This window comes from Ilumatobacteraceae bacterium, from assembly GCA_033344875.1.
Lineage (GTDB): Bacteria > Actinomycetota > Acidimicrobiia > Acidimicrobiales > Ilumatobacteraceae > Ilumatobacter.
Genome location: JAWPMO010000001.1, coordinates 4,935,557 through 4,954,468 on the forward strand (window position 1 = coordinate 4,935,557; position 18,912 = coordinate 4,954,468).

General features: G+C 67.9%; 15 protein-coding genes. 6 read left to right on the forward strand and 9 right to left on the reverse strand.

The features are described from left to right. The first annotated feature begins 17 nt into the window (after nucleotides 1-17). A complete protein-coding gene (locus R8G01_23295) occupies nucleotides 18-1,781 on the forward strand; it encodes an SLC13 family permease (GenBank protein ID MDW3216936.1) in 1,764 nt (587 codons plus the stop codon). Nucleotides 1,782-1,802: 21 nt separating this feature from the next. Here R8G01_23295 and R8G01_23300 read toward each other — a convergent pair whose 3' ends face one another. Then, nucleotides 1,803-2,357 carry a hypothetical protein gene (locus R8G01_23300; protein ID MDW3216937.1) on the reverse strand — a complete coding sequence of 185 codons (555 nt, stop codon included), beginning with the start codon at nucleotides 2,355-2,357 and terminating at the stop codon, nucleotides 1,803-1,805. Between the two features lie 203 nt (nucleotides 2,358-2,560). On the opposite strand from R8G01_23300, the gene R8G01_23305 reads away from it, so the two are divergent. Then, a complete protein-coding gene (locus R8G01_23305; protein ID MDW3216938.1) occupies nucleotides 2,561-3,808 on the forward strand; it encodes a glycosyltransferase family A protein in 1,248 nt (415 codons plus the stop codon). Nucleotide 3,809: 1 nt separating this feature from the next. Next, nucleotides 3,810-6,260: a glycosyltransferase family A protein gene (locus R8G01_23310; GenBank protein ID MDW3216939.1), complete on the forward strand. Its 2,451-nt coding sequence runs from the start codon at nucleotides 3,810-3,812 to the stop codon at nucleotides 6,258-6,260. Between the two features lie 9 nt (nucleotides 6,261-6,269). On the opposite strand, the gene R8G01_23315 is transcribed toward R8G01_23310, so the two are convergent. The 7 genes from R8G01_23315 to R8G01_23345 form a co-directional block, all read right to left on the reverse strand. Further along, complete coding sequence (locus tag R8G01_23315) at nucleotides 6,270-7,658, reverse strand: class I SAM-dependent methyltransferase (GenBank protein MDW3216940.1); 1,389 nt, start codon at nucleotides 7,656-7,658, stop codon at nucleotides 6,270-6,272. Then, the gene (locus R8G01_23320; GenBank protein MDW3216941.1) at nucleotides 7,655-9,118 is read right to left on the reverse strand and encodes a hypothetical protein; all 1,464 of its coding nucleotides are present in this window, start codon (nucleotides 9,116-9,118) and stop codon (nucleotides 7,655-7,657) included. The genes R8G01_23315 and R8G01_23320 overlap by 4 nt, the downstream gene beginning before the upstream one ends. A gap of 83 nt (nucleotides 9,119-9,201) precedes the next feature. Next, nucleotides 9,202-10,215: a hypothetical protein gene (locus R8G01_23325; protein MDW3216942.1), complete on the reverse strand. Its 1,014-nt coding sequence runs from the start codon at nucleotides 10,213-10,215 to the stop codon at nucleotides 9,202-9,204. Then, a complete protein-coding gene (locus R8G01_23330) occupies nucleotides 10,212-11,156 on the reverse strand; it encodes a hypothetical protein (protein MDW3216943.1) in 945 nt (314 codons plus the stop codon). Before R8G01_23330 ends, R8G01_23325 begins: the two co-directional genes overlap by 4 nt. A gap of 100 nt (nucleotides 11,157-11,256) precedes the next feature. Then, nucleotides 11,257-12,516 carry a nucleotide sugar dehydrogenase gene (locus R8G01_23335; GenBank protein MDW3216944.1) on the reverse strand — a complete coding sequence of 420 codons (1,260 nt, stop codon included), beginning with the start codon at nucleotides 12,514-12,516 and terminating at the stop codon, nucleotides 11,257-11,259. A gap of 62 nt (nucleotides 12,517-12,578) precedes the next feature. Further along, nucleotides 12,579-13,469 carry a glycosyltransferase family A protein gene (locus R8G01_23340; protein MDW3216945.1) on the reverse strand — a complete coding sequence of 297 codons (891 nt, stop codon included), beginning with the start codon at nucleotides 13,467-13,469 and terminating at the stop codon, nucleotides 12,579-12,581. Further along, entirely contained in the window at nucleotides 13,466-14,698 is a 1,233-nt protein-coding gene (locus R8G01_23345; GenBank protein ID MDW3216946.1) for a glycosyltransferase, read from the reverse strand. The genes R8G01_23340 and R8G01_23345 overlap by 4 nt, the downstream gene beginning before the upstream one ends. 222 nt (nucleotides 14,699-14,920) lie before the next feature. Between R8G01_23345 and R8G01_23350 the strand changes: the two genes are divergently transcribed. Genes R8G01_23350 through R8G01_23360 form a run of 3 tightly spaced genes read left to right on the forward strand, consistent with a single transcriptional unit; the run spans nucleotide 14,921 to nucleotide 17,810 of the window. Then, the gene (locus tag R8G01_23350; protein MDW3216947.1) at nucleotides 14,921-15,646 is read left to right on the forward strand and encodes a class I SAM-dependent methyltransferase; all 726 of its coding nucleotides are present in this window, start codon (nucleotides 14,921-14,923) and stop codon (nucleotides 15,644-15,646) included. A gap of 53 nt (nucleotides 15,647-15,699) precedes the next feature. Continuing rightward, nucleotides 15,700-16,944: a hypothetical protein gene (locus tag R8G01_23355; GenBank protein MDW3216948.1), complete on the forward strand. Its 1,245-nt coding sequence runs from the start codon at nucleotides 15,700-15,702 to the stop codon at nucleotides 16,942-16,944. Next, nucleotides 16,941-17,810, forward strand: a complete 870-nt coding sequence (locus R8G01_23360) for a glycosyltransferase (GenBank protein MDW3216949.1) — start codon at nucleotides 16,941-16,943, stop codon at nucleotides 17,808-17,810. Before R8G01_23355 ends, R8G01_23360 begins: the two co-directional genes overlap by 4 nt. A 22-nt stretch (nucleotides 17,811-17,832) precedes the next feature. Here R8G01_23360 and R8G01_23365 read toward each other — a convergent pair whose 3' ends face one another. Next, a complete protein-coding gene (locus R8G01_23365) occupies nucleotides 17,833-18,876 on the reverse strand; it encodes a hypothetical protein (GenBank protein MDW3216950.1) in 1,044 nt (347 codons plus the stop codon). Nucleotides 18,877-18,912: the final 36 nt, after the last annotated feature.

Genomic DNA, 18,912 nt, shown 5'->3' on the forward strand with positions numbered 1-18,912 from the left:
TCGGCAACCGGTCGATCATGAGCACCGATTCCTGGATCACGCTGGTCGTCCTGCTGGTCACCGGCGTCGTGCTCGTGCGCGACCGGTTCCCGGCCGTCATCGTCCTCGGCGGTGCAGTGGCATCGCTGCTGTTCGCCGGGGTGATCGACCAGAACATCGCACTCAGCGGGTTCTCGGCGTCGGCGCCGTCGACGATCGCAGCGCTCTACGTGGTCGCTGGTGCCGTCACGCTGACCGGTGCATTGAACGTGCTGGTCGATCGGCTCCTCGGCCACGGGTCGCTGCTCCGGCTGGTCAGCGGCACGGCCGCGATCTCGGCGTTCGTGCCCAACACACCGCTGGTCGCGATGACCGCACCCCGCCTCGTTCGCTCGTGTCAGCGGCGTGGCGTGAGCGCGTCGCGCTTCCTGATGCCGCTGTCGTTCGCGAGCCTGCTCGGTGGCACGATCACCCTGATCGGCACGTCCACGAACCTGGTCGTCTCCGACCTGCTGAAGCAGGCGGGGGAGGAGCCGCTCGGGATGTTCGAGATCACCGCCGTCGGACTGCCGGTCGCGCTCGTCGGCGTCGCCGTGCTCGTGGCTGTCGGTCCCCGGCTCCTTCCGGAACGGGTGGCCGCGACCGCGAACATCGATCGACGGGCACGTGAGTTCCAGATGGCGGCCCGCGTCGACCGCGACGGGCCGCTGCACGGCCGCACCGTCGGCGAATCCGGCTTGCGTGGCCTCGACGGGGCGTTCCTCGCACTGGTCGAACGGCAGGGCCCCGACGGGTCGGTCATGACGATCACCGCCTCGTCCGACACCGTCCTCGATGCCGACGACGTGTGCTGCTTCGTGGGTGACTCCACCCGCATGATCGACCTCCACGAGATCCCCGGGCTCACCAGCCTCGAACGATCGCAACTCGCCGTCGCCGAAGGCCCCGGCACGCAGGTGTTCGAAGCCGTCGTGTCCCCGGGGTCGCGGCTGATTGGCGCCACGCTGCAGTCGGCGGAGTTCCGGACCCGCTACGGCGGCGCCGTCATGGCCGTGCACCGGTCGGATGGCGAGCTGACCGGCCAACTCGGTCGCCTCCAACTCCGCGCCGGCGACGTGCTGCTCGTGCTCGCCTCGGCGTCGTTCGCGACCCGGTGGCGCGGCGATGCCGACTTCTCCCTCGTCGCTGCTCTCGACGATCCGCCGCCGGCGCGGCGACACCGGGCCTGGCTGCCGATCGTGGCGGCGGTGGCGATGATCGTCACCGCAGCGGCCGGTTGGCTCTCGCTGTTCGAAGCAGCGTTGGCGGCAGCGATCGTGGTCGTGGGCGGCGGTGTGATGTCGGCGCGCGAGGCGTGGCGATCGATCAACATCGACGTCGTGCTCACGATGGCCGTGGCGATCAGCCTCGGCGGCGCCGTGTCGGCGAGTGGTCTCGCCGCGGAGATCGCGTCACTGCTCGGTTCCGACGGCGTGCTGCGCGCGGGCGACGCCGGCCTGATCGCGGCGGTGATCATCATCACGATCGCGTTGACCGAGTTGGTCACCAACACGGCTGCGGCGGCGTTGATGGTGCCGGTCGGCCTCTCGGCAGCGGTCGAGGCCGGCGTCGACCCCCGAGCGATCGCGACCGCCGTGTTGGTCGGCGCGTCGTGCTCGTTCCTGTCGCCGATCGGCTACCAGACCAACCTGATGGTGTTCGGCCTCGGTGGTTACAAGTTCACCGACTTCGCCCGAGTCGGGTTCCCGCTGACGATCACGACCGTGGTCACGGCGACCACGATGCTCGCGCTCGCAACCTGATCCCGGACCCCGAGTTGTTCGTCACGCCGTGCTGGCATTGTGCTGCGTGCCGATCTCGGCGAGAATTCGGTCCGTCGGTCCGGTCGCTCCGATCACGTTCATGAACTCGGGGAACGCGGTCCCGAGGTCGGGGAGCCAGTACTCGACCGAGCGGCGAGTGGAGACGAACTCGGTGATGTTCGCAGTGACCACGTCGACATAGGTCTGGCAGACCATCGGCTTCTCGTCCTCCTGCCAGTCGGTCTTCCGCTGCACGATCCCGTGGGCGAAGGCCCGAATGATGTTGGCTCGGTAATCGGAGTCCCAGCGCCGCAGGAAACTGTTTGCCACCTCGTCGGGGTCCCGCCGGAGGTGGACGTAGAGCACGTCGGTGCCGTCGAAGCGCGACGCGAGGGAGCCCAGCATCCAACTCAGACGATTGTCGACCTCGATGTGGTCGTCGGGATACGCGAATCGTTGTTCACCGACGAGACGGGAGTTCGTCTCGTGGCCCGCGGTGAAGTTCTCGATGTGGGCGCAGGCGCGGGCGAACGTGGTGGTGCCGCAGCGACCGGTTCCGAGGACGAAGACTCGCATGGGCCCGTACGGTACCGGGTGGCCAGATCGCACGGTCGATCTCGGTTCCGCCCTTCACCGTGCCGAGCCGGTGTTTGACGATGTCGTGCGAAATCAACGCATACTGTGCGGGTTATGTTCTGTGAGGCCCCAGCGCTTCGAGCCGACCGATGTGCCGACCGGAACCCTCGGACCGGCTGGCGGGCCCCGAGAGCCGGCAGCGCGTGAGCCGGGCGCGTCAGCTCGTCAAGCGGGTCTTGCCGGCTCCACTCGTCGAAGCCATCCGGAAGCGGCGACGTTCGGGGGAGGAGCGACGTTCGGGTCGTGGCCGTCGGGCCGCAGCGCGTCGATCCGGCGACACCGATCGGATGATCGCGCTGGGTACCGGTCTGTGGTCGAGCGACGAGTCCACCGATGCGGCACGGTTCGAGGCGGCGCTCGCGACGACTCCCGACGCGACCGACGCCCGAGGTCATGGTGCGTTGGCGCTCGCCCAGTGGCGTCTCCATCACGGCGAGCCCGAGGCGGCACTCCGGACGGTCGAGACCTCGCGCGCGGCGAGCCGGTCGGTCCAAGACGATCTCGACCTCCTGCGCGTCGACTGTCTGATCGAGTGCGGGCGTGCGCGTGACGCGCTCAGCGCCCTGGCGCGGCTGACCGGCAAGCACTCGAACGATCCGGCGCTCACGCTCCGCGCCGCGTCGGCGCGCCTGCTCCTCGAACCCGACCGGGGCACCGGGTCGGGACCCGTGGTCGAAGCGTTGAACACGATCTATCGCGATGGGTCGACGGCGATGGCGTGGCGGACCTGCGTCGGCTCCCCGGTCGGCGTGGCCAACCTGTCGAGTGCAGCACCCCGTGCCGAACCGAACGGCGGGTCGGCGTTGGTGACCGTCGTGACGTGGGTCGACGATTCGGGAGAGGTGCCCGTCCTCGAGTCGCTGTGCGATCAGACCTGGTCGAACATCGAGGTGCTGATCCTGAACGGATCTCGAGCCGTGAGCGGCGGTGTGCTCGACCGTTCGGAGAGCGACGACCGCGTCCGCGTGGTCGACGGTGACCCGGCCGGCCGCGGACCCTTCGACGCAGCTGCCGAGCACGGCAACGGTGAGTTCGTCACCATGCAGCCGCCCAGCTCCTGGGCGCACTGCCAACGGATCGAGATGCAGGCTGCCGCGATGACCATCGACCCCCAGCTCACCGGGACCGTGGCGAGTCACCTGGTGGTCGGTCGCGACCTCCGACCGTTGCCGCTCGGTCGGGTCGCCGGCAAGCCGCTGATCGGACCCGCGCCGCGACTGGCCATGTTTCGAGTCGCCGGGTCGACTCCGGCCGAGGTCACCCGCCGGTTCGAGGCGGTCTCGAACTGCACGTCGCCGACGACCGGCGAGTTGTTTCCACCCGACGGAGTGACGCTCGTCCTTCCGGGCATTCCGCTGGTGCTGACGAACGAGCATCGGGAGGCTGACTGACATGGCGAGCGCAGCCACCTCCGATGTGTTCGTCGGCGTGGCGTCGATTCCGGATCGGGAAGACTCGCTCCGGCGCGTGATCGACCGATTGCTGCCCCAGGCAGCGAAGATCGGCGTCTACCTCAACGGCTACGAGCGCATACCCGGCTTCCTTCGGCGGGATCGCATCGTCGTCGAGCGTTCGCAGGATCACGGCGACGTCCGCGACAACGGGAAGTTCTTCTTCCTCGGGCAGTCGACCCAGCGGTACTACGCGACCGTCGACGACGACATCTCCTACCCGACCGACTACATCGAGAAGCTCACCGAGTTCCTCGTCGACGCCGACCAGCTGTCGGCAGTCGGCGTGCACGGCGCGCTGTATCCCGACCCGATCATCGACCTGTTCGATGCCCGGGTGCTGCTCCACTTCGAGAAGTCGGCGGCGCACGTCGCGCCCGTCCACCTGCTCGGCACCGGCACCACGATGTTCGATCAGCAGGCCTGGCAACTGAGGTTCGACGAGTTCGGCACCCCGGGAATGGCCGACGTCTGGTTCGCGAAGGCGGCTGTCGAGCGAGGTGCGAGTTGTTTCGTGGTGCCCCGCAAGCGGAAGTGGCTGCAGCCGATTCGCCCGGAGCGCGCCGGTGGTGGCGCGCTGTTCCACGAAGGACTGCACTCGAGCAGCGAGCAGGTCACCGTGCTGCGGGAGGCCAGGCCGTCGGCGGCCGGCACCGACGGCCTGGTCGGTTTCCTGCTGCGAAGTGATCGCTTCCTCGACCGGCTCAGCCTCCATCAAGCGCTGGATCTCGACCGGGTGCGCCGCCAGCTCGGCTTCGAACCGATCTCGGCGTCGATGGCAGCCGAGCTGCGTGAAGCCATCGAGCGGCGACGCCGAACCTGGTCACAGCCGGGGCAGCTTCCACCCGACGGTACGGCCGTCCACGGCAGCCTGATCGTCGACGTGCTGGCCGGCACCGTTACCGCAGACAGCGTGGCCCCGTCCCTGTCGGTTCTCGACCGGACCAGCGCGTTGGTTGCACGCGATCCGGATGTCTGGAACGACCTGCCGTACGGGTTGCAGCTCGATTCCAGGTCGGATCGGTTCGACGAGGTGCGGTCTGCCGTACTCAGCGCCGGGATGCAGGCAACGGCGTCGGACGCCCACCGCCTCTGGGAACTCGATGAACGACGCGCTGCTGCGACGCTGGACCAAGCACTGGCGGCCGCGCGGGCGGGCGCCGAAGTCCCGTTCGAACGCCTTCCTGCCCTCGTCGAACAGGCGCGGGAGCGACCCGAGTCGGCCGCCAAATTCCTGTACGAGTTCCTGCAGATCCTCGACGGAGCTCGTTCCCCCGATGTCACGGGGTTGCGGCTCGCCTTCGGCGACGAGTTCGAATCGCTCGGCGTCGGACTTCCGGTGTGCCAGGCGCTGCTCCGCGCCGGCGACATCGACGCAGCACGACGGATCCTGACGCTCCTCCGGAAACGATCGCCGGCAGACGTCGATGTCAGACTCATGGCGGCTCGTCTCGACAGCGAGGTGGACGAGGGTGGCACGGTCGACCTACGCCCTGCCTTCTCGGTGATCGACGACCTGGTGCGCGGCGAGGGCCTGATCCCGTGGACCGAGCTGTTCCTGCCCGGGAGCGACGGCCACTGGATCCACCGGATGCGGGCTCCTCGGGCGCACGATTCCGACACGGCGCCCGACCGCACGGTCAGCGTGATCATGACGACCCACAACGACGAGACCACGATCGAGCCTGCGGTCGAATCGATCCTTGCATCCACCGGGGTCACGGTCGAATTGGTGATCGTCGACGACCGCAGCACCGACGGCACACTCGCCCGGGTGTCCGGTTTCGACGACCCGCGGATCAAGCTCGTCTCGAACGACCTCAACGTGGGGCCGTACGTGTCACGCAACCGAGCATTGGAGCGGTGTACGGGGCGCTACGTGGCGATCGCCGATGCCGACGACTGGTCACACCCGCAGCGGCTGGCACACCAGTGTTCGCTCCTGGAGGCATCACCACACGTCCACGGGTGCAAGGTCGGCCACGTCAGGGTGTGTGCCAACGGCGACATCGATCTGGAGAACAACTCTAGGTTCGTGGGGGAGGGACCGATGTCGTTGATGTTCCGCAGGTGGCTGGTCGACCACGTCGGAGGATTCGACCACATCAGGACGCGTGGTGACGTCGAGTTCATGCGCCGCGTCCAGTCGCGGTTCGGGTCGACGTCGCTCGAGTCGGTCGGGGTACCGCTGGTGCTCGCCTCGTCGAGCCCTCACTCGAACTCGAAGCGGTTCTCGGAGGGGTCACTGAACCTGTACCGCACGGCATCTCGCCGATGGCACGAACGTCACCGTGGCCGCGACAGTCTCTACGTACCGCTGACAGGGAGCCGTGCGCCGTTCATGGCGCCGGCCGACCTGGTGGTCACCGACGAGCCCGCGGCCCCCGGCTGACGAACGGGCTCAGGCCGGATCGGTGGCCGGGTCGCCGGACTCCGACGATTCGTGGTCCGACGCGGCGTCGCCGTCGGCGCTCGCCGCATCATCGCCGTCGGCCGTCTCGGGCTGGATCGGCCGCGTCAAGGCTGCGAAGCCCCCGGGTGGCGTGATCAACGACTCCCACCCGAGCTCATCCCGCCAGCGAGCCATCGCTGCCTGTTCGCCGGGGCGGTGTGCGTCGTCGACGATGACCAGTGCCGTCTCGCCGAGGCGGCCACCCAGGAGCGGCACCGCTGGATAGCGGGCGAGTTTGCCCGTCGCCTGCGGTGGACCGTCGACGAGCAGCACGTCGATCTCGGCGATCTCCGCCAGGACGGACGGGTCGTACCACGGTTGGGTCCCGCCGCCGACCTCGACGTCGATCAACGGGGCGTGCCGGACCTCGGCGAACTCACTGAGTCCGCGGCGGGCGAGATCGTCGGTCACGTAGTTGTAGAAGCGCTCGTCGTGTTCGAGGCTGACCACCCGGCCGTGACCGCGGCGACGGAAGAACTCGGCGAGATAGATCGTCGAGGCGCCGGGACCACACTCGACCACCAACGAGCTGCCACGGGCTTCGACGTGCTCGAGGAGGTAGAGCAGTGCACCTGGGCCGATCGCCCATCCGCCGAGCGGCGGCGGCTTCTCCGTCACCGGGAAGCGCTCGGTGAGTCGCTGCAGCGAGTCGAACTCGGAGACCGCCTCGTCGACGAGGCGCCGGAAGTTCGTCACCACCTCGTTGCGGGAACGGCGGGTCAGTTCCTCGAGCACGCTGGCGCGCAGATCGTCGAACGCGGTGCGGCTGGTGGCCGCGAGCGTCTCGACCTCGCCGATCGTCGCCTCGAGGCGTTGGGTCGTCTCGTCCAGCCGGCGGCCGGTGACACTTGCCTCTCGTCGCGACACGTCGACGCCGCTGACGAGGGTGCCGAGTTCTCTCGTGGCCGATGCCAGTTCCCTGTCGACCGATCGGAATCCCCGTTCGATCGACTCCAAGACGCTCGACGAGAGCTCGTCGGCAGCGCGTCGGGTCTCGAGTTCCTGACGTGCGAACGCCGATTGCACCGCAGCGAGCAGTTGTTCCGACTGTTTGCCGGTGTGCCCGGAGGCGGCGATCCCGTCCCTGAGGTTGGTCGTCATCTTCTCGATGGCTTCGGACAGCCGTGTCTCGCGTCGATGGTGCTCGGTCATCAGACGGCGGATCCGTCGCTCGGACATGGCGACGAGTCCGCCGAGCGCCGCAGTGGACAGCGTCGTCAGCGCGACGACGACCACGAGCAGCCCGGTACGGCCACCGACCAACCATGCCACGATCGCCGCCACGACCACGACGACCGCGCCGAACGCTGCGAGCACCTTGTTGCGACCGATCCTCATTGTGTCTTCACCTTCGTTTCCAGTGGGTTCATGATGGTCTGGGTCGTGCCGTAGCGACGTTCGATGCCGGCAAGGCGCATCGCAACATACTCGCCGTAGCCGTAGTCGCCGACTCGACGCCATTCGTCTTCGTCCAGGATGGTCTCGAACACGACGCCGAGGCCGTAGATGGGGCCGGGGTCCGCATCGCGGGTGACGACGACGGTCCTCGCGATGTCGTCGGGTGACCAGGTGGCGACGAGTTGCCCGAGTTCGTCGCCGTCGAGATCGAGCGCGACGACGACACGATCGAGCGCCGGGGTGTGATCGGTCGGTGTCGACGTTCGAGCACCGGTGGGATACGGGCCGGGGCGCTCGGCGACCAGCCCGGCCAGGACCTCGGCGAACTCCTCGGCGCCGTTCATCGAGCCGAGCAGTTCGGTCGTCCGTCGAGCGATCTCCGGCTCGTACGGACGCAGCATGCGACGCACCGCCTGATCGAACTCTCGGCTGAAGATGTTCGCTGCCCACTGTGACCGACCACACAGCGACGCGAACTCCGCTCGACGGTACTGGTCGTCGATCCGAGCGCCGCGGTGCGGCACGAAGACGGCCGGGAGGCCGCTCGCGACGACCTCGTGGAACGAGTTGTAGCCGGAACTCGACACGACCGCGTCGAACGCGTTGAAGAATCGGGCGACGGGATAGACGGGGGCCATGTGGATGCCGGGCACCTCCCCGACCTCGCCACCGTGGAGCGGGTGCATCGGCGCGAACACGTGCGTGTCGCGACCGCCGTGGCGACGGATGGCCTGGGTGGCGCGGTCGATCATTCGGCGGACTTCGTCGGAACTCCGATCGCCGACGTTCACCAGGACGGCGCGACCTTCGCGGGGTATCCCGAGGGCGTCTCGTGCCTCGTCAGCCGGTACGTAGTCGGCGGGGTCGACCATGACGACCGGTGCCGTCGAGACCGTGCCGGAGCGCTGGGCCGTGGTCGCCCCCTGGTCGATCACCGACGCCACGTCGCCCGGCTCGACGACGAGATCGAACTCGTCGCTGAGGGATACGGCTGCTCGGTTCTTGTCGGGTTGCCACAGCCCGCGCCGGGACCAGATGAAGCGGGTTCGGGGTGCGCGCTCGCGGAGCGCGGCGAAGATCCTCGGGGGCGACACATGGTCGACGACCACCGCACGGGTGTCCGTCGCCTCGATCACTTCGAGAAGTCGCTCCATGATCATCGGCTCCCACTCCGGCTTGGTGATGTCGAGCCGACCGTAGGACGGGAAGTACTCCGTCGGGATCCCAGCCGACCGGGGCAGCGTGAAGCCGGCCGACATGGTCAGGAACAGAGGCTGGAACGCCCCTCGCGATCGCAGGGCGATCGCCAGCTGGCGAGTGAGATGCCCGAGCCCGATGCCGTTGTCGGTGTAGAACAGGACGACGGGGCGTGCGCTGCTCGAGTCGTCTTCGGCGGCCATATCCGCTTCGACCTTACTCCGCAGCCGGTCGCGGCGCGACATGGCCACTCGCCCGTCGCCGGCGGTGGGAACGCAACGTCACCTCAGTTCGGCTCGGCCGGGAGCACGTGTCTCCGGAACCAGTCGAAGAGCAACTCCTCGGTGCGTTCGACGAGGTCGACGGAGCTGTCGGCGTCCGGCGTGGAGGCGACCGTCTCGGACGATGCCAACGCGTCGACATCACCGAGGACCGTCGTGCCGGGGGGAAACTTCGCGATTTCCTCCCGGGCCCACCCGACGCTCTTCTCGATGTGCTCTTCCGGAAACTTGATCCTCGAGCCGAGCCCGCTCTGCGCCGCCGGGAACAGCAGATGCTCGAGCAGGAAGCCGCGGAACTCGTCGGCGTCGGGTCGTCGACGTGCGTTCGTGGTTCGGTTGACGCTGCGGAGCAGCTCGGCATCTTCCCAGCGCAGCGAAACGTTGCGGTCCTTCGCCGACAGTTCGGGCGCCGCGAGTTCGACGTCGTCGATCCGGGCGGCGCGCAGGAAGGCGTCCATGAGTTCGTCGCGGTCGAAGCTGTCGACGACGACCACCGACACGTCGGCGTGGTGCGTCCATCGGTCGACAGTATTACCGAATGCGTAGTTGCGCCACAGTCCTGACCCGGTGTCGCGTTCGTCGTGCATCCGGGCGAAGAACTCCGCGAGGCTCGCCTCCGAGCCGCGCTTCACGCCCTGCTGCCACGCCGAGAGCAACGTGCTGAGCATGTTCCTGACCGTGACCACGACGGTGTCGATGCCGCCGATTCGCTCGGCAAAACGATCCACCCCGGACTGGGGCATGCACGACAGCGCCTCGCTCGAGATCACGACGGTTTCGTCGGATGCCCGGATCGAATCGAGCAACGCGTCACCGGCGTGTTCCCAACGCTCCTGGTCGTGGACCCAGTAGATGTCGTTGCCGCAGAGTCCGTAGCAGGCGTGCTGCTGGTTGTACTTGGGGCCCGGGTACGAGATGCCGCTCCGGAGCAACGACTCGCGATTCTGTGCGAGCGTCTGCTGCATGAAGGTCGTGCCCGACTTCATCTGTCCGACGTGCACGATCACCCGGCGCGTCATGAGGGACGGTCCGTCCCTCCGGCCGAGTCGTCGGTCGCTGCGAGCGGTACCGGTCCGTACCCCAGCAGGTCACACAGATCCTGGTACCGAGCGTCGTCACAGACCATCGTCTGCGCAGCAGTGGAGAACAGGACCTGATACTTGTCGTCCTGTTTCCAGTCGCCGGCGGCAACCGACGAGTCGTAGTACGTCGTCCGGGCGTTGGTCGGCGCTGACTGGCCATGGGCGCGTCGTGTCATCCAGATCGGCTGGCGGTTGCCGCCGATCGTGTGGGCAGCGTGCTGCGAGAAGCGGGCGGGGTCGAAGGTGCCGTCGGCGATCCCGAGATGGGCCTCGAGGTGACGAAACGCGGCGAACGAGTCGTCGTCCGCCTCGTCGGCACGGAACACGTGGGCGTCGGGACATGCGTCGGTGATCGTTCGGTAGCTTCGCAGGAAATGGGCGGCGGCCGAGTGCACGACCGGGACGAACTCGTCCAACGACCGATCGATCGTTGCGCCGATCTCGCCGAGGTCGTCGGTGTCGATGCCGAGACGCCGACGGCGGTTGTACAGATGGCTCGCGATCAGACGCATCGGGTGTTTGCGAGGCGAGATGACGAAGTCGGGGCTGTCGTCATCGGGATCGGGCACCGACTTGGAGCCGTCGACGAGCATCGTGATCTCCGGGTGACGTCGCAACAACGCTTGGTGGACGAGGGAGATCCGGTCGGCGTTCGACGCCTCGAGTTCGTCTCGGAGCTGCTCCGACCAGTAGTCGCAGGACGGCCCGCAGAAGTCGCAGCTGGGAAACCGGCCGTCGTTCTCGGCGGCGCGCCAACTCGACAGGTACCGGTAGATCTCGGAGCCGAAGAACACGCCGGTCCCGGTGTTCATCGCACACCCGAGCACCGTCGAGCCGCAGTACGAGGGCCCCACGATCCTCACGATCGACGCGTTCACGTCGGACTCCCCGAGGTCCCGAGCCGGGGGACGTGGAACCTCGTGGCGCCGGTGTGCGGCTGCGCGCCCCCAACGGGGACCTGGCACTGTTCGACGACCATCACAACCGCTCGACGTTCGCGCCGGTGAGCACTCCTCGGGTGTCGAACATCGCGCTCGCGGCACCGGTGACGGCGTCGAGGTCGAAGTCGTCGTGGGCTTGCAGGAGGACGATCAGATCGGCATCGCCGGCGGCCTCGATCACATCGGTTCGCCGGGGGACGTCGATGTCGTCGATGCTCCACGAATCGACATAGGGGTCCCCGTACTCCACTTGGGCGCCGAGTTCGAGGAGTCGGCGTCCGATCGGGCGAGCGGGCGACTCCCGTTCGTCGGCGATGTTCTTCTTGTAGGTCACGCCGAGGAGCAGGATGCGAGCGTTCTTGACCGACTTGGCTTCGTCGTTGAGGATTCGGATGACGCGCGAGACCACATAGGCGGGCATCCGGGCCGAGATCTCCTGTGCCAGTTCGACGAACCGGAAGGGGTACCCCAGCGTGCGAACCTTGTACGACAGGTAGTTCGGATCAATCGGGATGCAATGGCCGCCGACACCGGGGCCCGGGTAGAACGCCTGATACCCGAATGGCTTCGTGCTGGCAGCCGCGATCGACTCCCAGAGGTCGATGCCCAGGTCGTGGCAGAAGATCGCCATCTCGTTCATCAACGCGATGTTCACGTGCCGGTAGGTGTTCTCCAGCAGCTTGGCCATCTCCGCTTCGCGCGTGCCCGAGGTCGGCACGACGGTGTCGATGAAGCGTTGGTACAGCGCGACGGCCGCGCTGGTCGACTGCTCGTTGACGCCACCGACGACCTTGGGGGTGTTCTGCACGCCGTACACGGCGTTGCCCGGGTCGATGCGCTCGGGCGAGTACGCGAGATCGAAGTCGGTGCCGGCGACGAGTCCGGTCTGTTCGAGGATGGGGCGGACGACGTCCTCGGTCGTACCCGGGTAGGTGGTGGATTCCAGCACCACCAGCGTGGATGGCCGAAGATGCCGGGCGACCGATTCGGTCGCCGCCTTCACCGCCGCCAGGTCGGGACCACCCGACTCGTCGAGCGGCGTCGGTACGCAGATCACGACCGCCGAGGCGGTTTCGAACACGGTCGGGTCGGACGACGCCAAGAACCCGGATTCGACCATCTTGCGGACGTCGTCGTCGTCGAGGTCGTCGACATGGCTGCGACCGTTGTTCAGCGCGTCGATCGTGGTGGTGTCGACATCGAAGCCGACCACTCGGAGTCCTTTGGCGACCGCCTGTTGGGCGAGCGGCAGGCCGACGTAACCCAGCCCGACGATCACGAGGTCAGTTCCGCTCATTGGTTGTCCTTTCACCGAAGACGTGTGCAGTGGGAGATCTGCGGGGCGAGTGGGATGTCTCGCTACGCATCGAACACCAGCCGCCTGAATCGACCGCGCAGGATGAACAGGATCTCGAGACCGAGAATCCATGCCAGCGCCAGCGAATGATCGTTGGCCCGTGCGTACCGGCGGGCCACCCGGTAGTGGTGCCGTCGCCACTTGCGGGCGTTCCGCATGCCGTACGACACGTAGTGGTGGCGGTGTGTGCGCCAGATCCGGTTCCACGAGCGCCAGACGTCCATCGTGCCGCGTCCGCTGTCTTCCTTGTGGTACACGCACAGCGGCGCCTCGGTGTCGACCCGTCGGAACCGTCCGCCGAGTTCGGCGAACCGGATGAAGTAGCCGAGATCCTGCAGCCGGGGGAGTCGCTCGTCGAACGGCCCGGCCTCGAGGAACGTGGTACGGAGGCCCATCATCAGCCACAGGTAGCCGCCGAAGCTGGCATCGAGGAGCGACCTCATCGGATCGTCCGGCTCCTCGGGTGCCATCAGCTTCGGACCACTCCAGTCGGGGCGGAGCCAGTGATAGTTCGTGTAGACGAGGAGGCCGTCCAGGTGGCCGGTGCCGAGTTCGGTTTCGACCCGCCCGAGTTCGTCCAGCTGCGCTCGGAGCATGCCCGGGTACTTCTCGTCGTCGGCATCGAGCCAGGTGAGGAAGCGTCCACGGGCCGATTGCAGCAGCAGGTTGCGCGTGTAGGGGCGACCGCGGTTGCGGGCATTGGCGATCAGACGGATCTGGTGGATCTCGTCGGAGAGCCGCTCGACGATCGCGCGCGTGTCGTCCGTCGACCCGTCGTCGCAGACGAGGATCTCGACCTCCCCGTCGACCTCGTCGACGCAGATCGAGCGGATCGCCCGCTCGATGTGATCGTGAGCGTTGTACGCCGGTATGCAGATCGTGAGGGTGGTCACCGTCCGGGCCTTCCTCGATGGACGCGGAGCAACAGGTCCTCCCAGGCATCGATGATTGCATCGGGTCGGAAGCCCGCCACGGTCGAGGGCGCCTGACGGGCCAGTCGTCGTCGTTCGGGTTCGTCGTCGATGAGACGTTGCATCGCTGTCGCGAACGCCTCGACTCGGTCGGTGCCCGGGTCGACGAGGAGTCCGTTCTCGCCGTCGATCACGATCTCGTTGGTGCCCTCGCAGTCGGCGAAACCGACGACGGGGACGCCGCACGCCATCGCTTCGGCGGTGACCAGTCCGAAGCCTTCGTAGGACGACGACATCGCGACGAACTTGGACGAGGTGTAGGCGTCCTCGATGTGGGCGGTCGGCTCGTCGATCGTGACGCGCTCGAGTTGCCGATCGACGATCAACGACTCGAGGTCGGCCCGGAGCGGTCCGGTGCCGATGATGCGCAACCGCCAGCGGGGATTGGACGGTTCGAGGAGCGCCCACGCTCGCAGGAGGGTGGCGTGGTCCTTCGCCGGAGCCAGACGACCGACCGCCAGGATGGTGTTGTCGTCGTCATCGTCCGAGACATCGGCCGGCTCACCGCCGTACGGATGGATCATGTTCGGGATCACGGAGGCCTTGGCGCGGACGTCGGGCGGGAGCTGCTCGACGAACGACGGCAGGAGCACCGTCGTCGCGTCGGCCGTCGCGAGGCTCCGGCGGCGCATCGCGATGTCGACCGGATTCTGGTCCCATCGTTCGGGATCTCCGCCGAGGTCGCGATCCGGGACGTTGTGCAGGGATGCGATCGTCTTGACGCCGGAACCCGTCGCTGCGAGCGTGAGATACGGGAACGTCGACGGGAGGAAACCGATCGCGAGGTCGGGCCGGGCGAGTCGGAGCAGCCTTCGGTAGCGGAGGACCTTCGGGGCGTACGTCGCGAGCCAGGTGGCGACCGCCACCGCGCGATGGCGACGCGACACCCCGGCGAGGGGGTCTGCGAGGCTTCGGCCACTGCCGGCGGCGTGGCGTGGCCTCCCGTCGAAGCGGGCGATCCCGTAGTCGAGGGGGTAGAACGGCGTCCCGTTCAGCGCTTGATAGGTGAGCACCGTGACTCGGAAGCCACGCCGATGGAGCCCATTCGCGACATCGACGAAGACACGTTCGGCGCCCCCGGATGTGCCGTGCAGTCCCTGGATCGCCATCGCGACGTGCGGTCGCTCCTGCTGCCCGAGCACCTTCGTCATGATGACGGCGTCCGGATCCCGCCGCTCACGGCTTCCGCGGTCCGCGTCGGATCGTGACTGGTGCCGTGGGCGCGCATCCGGACGGATGATACCAGCACGGTTCAGGCGCTGGTCCGGCATCGCGCCGACGGGACGAGGGCGGACGTCGTGGTCACGGGTGGGCCGACCTCGACTCCGACGACGATATAGGGTGGGCGGCCGCGGCGAGAGAGGATCGGTGGAATGGCCAGGCAACTCGATCTCTTGGGTGACGTGGTTCCCGACGACCGGGCGATCCAGGTCGATGGCAACTACTACGTCAAGCTGGTCGGGGCGAGCGTCCCGACCGGTGGACACGTCCTCGATGTGGGTTGTGGGACCGGACGCTCGGAGCGGGTGGTCCGTTCGCTCGACCGAGAACTCGTCTGGACGGGCGTCGACATCGTCTCGTCACCGGCGGTGGACCGTCGGAAACCGGGTTCGAAGCGCCGTCTCGTCGCGTTCGACGGGATCGAGCTGCCATTCGCCGACAGCGCATTCGATCTGATCTACAGCAATCAGGTGCTCGAGCACGTCCGCCACCCGGAGCACCTGCTTCGCGAGATCCGTCGCGTCCTCAAGCCCGGTGCTGCGTTCGTCGGCGGTACGTCGAACCTGGAGCCGTACCACGCCCTCAGCTACTGGAACTTCACCCCGTTCGGGTTCAAGACCATCGTCCAGGACGCCGGCCTGCAGCTGGTCGAGATGCGCCCGGGCATCGACGGCCCGACCCTGATCGAGCGCCAGGTGCGCGGACGCCCCGACGAGCTCAACCGGTTCTTCACGGAGACGTCACCGCTGAACGAGCGGATCATCGGTTCGAAACGTCACCGGCGTGGCGCCATCCGCCAGAAGAACGATCGCATGCTGCAGTTCTGCGGCCACTTCGGGTTCCACGTCGTGAGGCCGAACATCGAGGAATCCACCTGAGCGACGCCGTCGCGCGGTTCGACCCCGGTCGTGCGTCGTTAGTCTCGGGCCCCATGTCGACCGTCCGCACGTGGTTGGTGTCGGCGGCCAGCGTGATCGCTGCGCGCTGGACACAGTTCGTGGCAGGACGCCGTCGACTCGAGGGGTGGCTGTCGCCGATCATGGGAACTCGGCTCGCGACCTTGCCGGCCAGACCCGTTTCGACCGAGGACCATCGGCCGGGCGATCGGTGGCGGCCGATCCATTTCCCTCAGCGAGGTCGCGGGGACCTGAACGTCGGTGAACTCGCCGAGCCGGGTACAGCGGAGTTCTCCCGGTTCGTCGCGTCGGCACGTCGACGCAGGCAGGTGGTCCTCCGGCCGGAGGCCACTCGCAGCCCCTGGGCCGCTGATGCGATCGCAGCGCTCGGTGCGGCGGGAGCCCCGCTCGGTTGGGCCGGCCGACCCGCCGACCTGCCCGCCGACCTCGGCGACGACCTGGGCGCAGCGATCGCCGCCGGTGTCGGACGCAGCCGACACGCCCGTGAGCTGCACTCGATCCGCGGCCGCCGCTCGGCCATGCACCTGCTCGATCGACGTGCAGGGTGTGCCGACCCGCCCGGCGTATCGGTCTTGCTCGCGACGAAGCGTCCGGCGGACATCGAACGGGCGGTCGGCCTGGTCGCCCGGCAACGGGGTGTGCGTGTCCAGTTGCTCGTCGGTCTGCACGGTTCGGAGTGGTCCGACGGGACGAGCCGACGGCTCGAGGCCCTCGGGCCGTCGGACACCACGGTGCAGCGCTTCGGTGCCGAGCAACCGTTCGGGGACGTGCTGGCAGCGCTCACCGGTCACGCCCGCCACGCCCTGGTGGCGAAATGGGACGACGACGACTGGTACGGCATCGATCACCTCGGTGACCTGTGCCTCGCGTACCGCTACTCCGGTGCCGATGTCGTGGGGAAGGCGGCCGAGTTCGTGTATCTCGAAGGGTCCGATCTGACGATTCGGCGGTTCGCGTACGGCGCGGAGTCGTACAGCCGGACGTTGGCCGGCGGGACCCTCCTGACCTCCACCGGCTGGCTGGAGCGGGTGGGTGGGTGGCGCCCGGTCGCTCGCGGGGTCGACCGTGAGCTGCTCGACGCGACCCGCCGGTTGGGGGGGACGGCCTATCGGACACACGGTTTCCAGTACGTGCTTCGCCGACGAGGTGGCGACGTTCACACCTGGGCAGAGCCGGACCGCCGTTTCCGGTCCGTCGCCACCGAGCGGCGCCCCGGGCTGGATCTGGCCTTCGCCGACGTCGAGGCGCCGACGTCGTGAACGCGCCGCGTCTCAGCTGGGTGCTCCTCACGATGGGCGATCGGTTTCCCGAACTCCGGGCCGCCCTGGAGTCCGTCGATGCCCAGGACCACGATGCCGAAGTCGTCGTCGTCGCCAACGGTGGTGAGGCCTCGGTCGTGCGGTCGGAGCTGCCGGAGACGGTCAGGCTGCAGGTGATGGAGGACAACGTCGGGGTGCCGGCCGGTCGCGACGCAGGCTTCGCTACTGCGAACGCACCGGTCGTCGGGTTCCTCGACGACGATGCCGTCCTGCTGGACACGGACGCCACGTCGAGGATCGTCGAGCTGTTCGAATCGGACCCTCGGATCGGGGCCGTCACGCTCCGGATCGTCGACGAGACGGGACGCTCCGCTCGTCGCCATGTGCCCCGTTTGGGTGCGTCGGGAAGCGAACGGTCGGGTGACGTCGTCACCTTCCTCGGTGGTGCGTCGGTCATCCGTCGCGAGGCGTACGAGCGGGCGGGCGGCTATTGGGGCGACCTCTTCTATGCGCACGAAGAACTCGATCTGGCGTGGCGCCTCCACGATCTCGGCTACGCGGTGAGGTACCTCGCCGACGTCGAGGTCGAGCATCCGGCGATGCCGATCGGTCGGCACGCCGATGGCTGGTGGCGGACGGGCCGGAACCGCGTCATGATCGCTCGCCGCAACCTCCCCTGGGCGGTGGCACTCCCACACGTGCTGATCTGGCTCGTCGCCGGGTGGTGGCGGGCGCCGGCCGGATCGTGTCGCCGCAGCTATCGGCAGGGTTGGCTCGCCGGTTGGACCGTTCCGGTCCCGAGGCGCCCCATCCGCTGGCGGACGGTGTGGCGGTTGACCAAGCTGGGACGACCGCCGATCGTGTAGCCGGAGGTTCCGAGCGCCGTGGTCAGCTCCGGCCGAACTTGGCGCCGCGATCGATCAGCTCGGCCTTGAGTCGTGCGCGCGCCTCGGGGTCGATCGTGACGAGCTGGTCGAGCGACTCGAACACCCGCCCTTCCAGCTCGTCGGGGTCACCGATGGGGCTGAGCACCGCAGGGTCTCCGATCGCCGAGTACCGGAATCCGAAGTTCCGGTCGAGCTTGGCCAGCTCCTCGACATCGGTGTCGAGGTACGCAGCGAGTTCTGGTTTGAGCCGGGCGGGGCTGACGCCGAGCCGGTCGCCCGCCGCCGCCTCGATCGTGTGTATCTGCTCGATCAGTCGCAGCGATTCGGGCATGATGCGGTCGCGGCCGTCGGGCCAATGGAAGCGACGGTGCTCGACCAGGAGGTCCATGCCCTCCGCGGAGATCGACTCGTTCGCGTCCGTCGGCCGGTCGAATCCTCGGATGTCCACGCCGAGCACCGATGCGAAGTCGTCGACGACATCGCCACCGACGAGCGTCGCTCGGCTGAACTCGCGAACCGTGACGTCCCCGACCTTTCGCCACATCCGGAGGCGCCTCGCCCAGTTCGACCGATTTCGACCGAAGGCCATCATCTTGTTGGAGCCCTTGAGGTGCTGCTGGAGCCAGGAGACGTAGTGCGTGGACGGCTGGCGGAGGTAGAACACCACGCTGATGTCGAAGTCGGTGAGTTGCTCCTTCGCGAAGGCGGCCACGTGAGCGGCCCCCGCCCGAGTGAAGAACTCGCCCGAGATCAGGAGGGTCTCCTGATCACTCTGCCGGAACTCGTCGAGCTGACCGGTCCACGCCTGCAGGCTGTCGCCCCGAAGCCGCTCCAGATCGTCGCCGTAACGGTCGGCGTAGATCCGCTGCACGCGGTTCCAGAACGCCATCGCCAAGAAGTTGTGGTCGCGACGGTTCTTCCGATCGGCCACCGGGCGGAACCACACGCCCTGCTCGCCCAGAGCCTCGGCGTTGGCATTCAGGAACCGCTGGATCGAGGTCGAACCGGTCTTCGGCAGGCCGGCGTGCAGGACGAGTCGGGGCATGTCGTCGGATGCTACCGAGACCGCCGGGCGCGCTCC

Bases quoted from the DNA above. Each gene is read 5' to 3' on its own strand.
- R8G01_23335 (MDW3216944.1), bottom strand. From the start codon at position 12,516: ATGAGCGGAACTGACCTCGTGATCGTCGGGCTGGGTTACGTCGGCCTG.
- R8G01_23325 (MDW3216942.1), bottom strand. From the start codon at position 10,215: ATGACGCGCCGGGTGATCGTGCACGTCGGACAGATGAAGTCGGGCACG.
- R8G01_23320 (MDW3216941.1), bottom strand. From the start codon at position 9,118: ATGGCCGCCGAAGACGACTCGAGCAGCGCACGCCCCGTCGTCCTGTTC.
- R8G01_23365 (MDW3216950.1), bottom strand. From the start codon at position 18,876: ATGCCCCGACTCGTCCTGCACGCCGGCCTGCCGAAGACCGGTTCGACC.
- R8G01_23310 (MDW3216939.1), top strand. From the start codon at position 3,810: ATGGCGAGCGCAGCCACCTCCGATGTGTTCGTCGGCGTGGCGTCGATT.
- R8G01_23295 (MDW3216936.1), top strand. From the start codon at position 18: ATGAGCACCGATTCCTGGATCACGCTGGTCGTCCTGCTGGTCACCGGC.
- R8G01_23345 (MDW3216946.1), bottom strand. From the start codon at position 14,698: ATGACGAAGGTGCTCGGGCAGCAGGAGCGACCGCACGTCGCGATGGCG.
- R8G01_23315 (MDW3216940.1), bottom strand. From the start codon at position 7,658: ATGAGGATCGGTCGCAACAAGGTGCTCGCAGCGTTCGGCGCGGTCGTC.
- R8G01_23355 (MDW3216948.1), top strand. From the start codon at position 15,700: ATGTCGACCGTCCGCACGTGGTTGGTGTCGGCGGCCAGCGTGATCGCT.
- R8G01_23350 (MDW3216947.1), top strand. From the start codon at position 14,921: ATGGCCAGGCAACTCGATCTCTTGGGTGACGTGGTTCCCGACGACCGG.
- R8G01_23300 (MDW3216937.1), bottom strand. From the start codon at position 2,357: ATGCGAGTCTTCGTCCTCGGAACCGGTCGCTGCGGCACCACCACGTTC.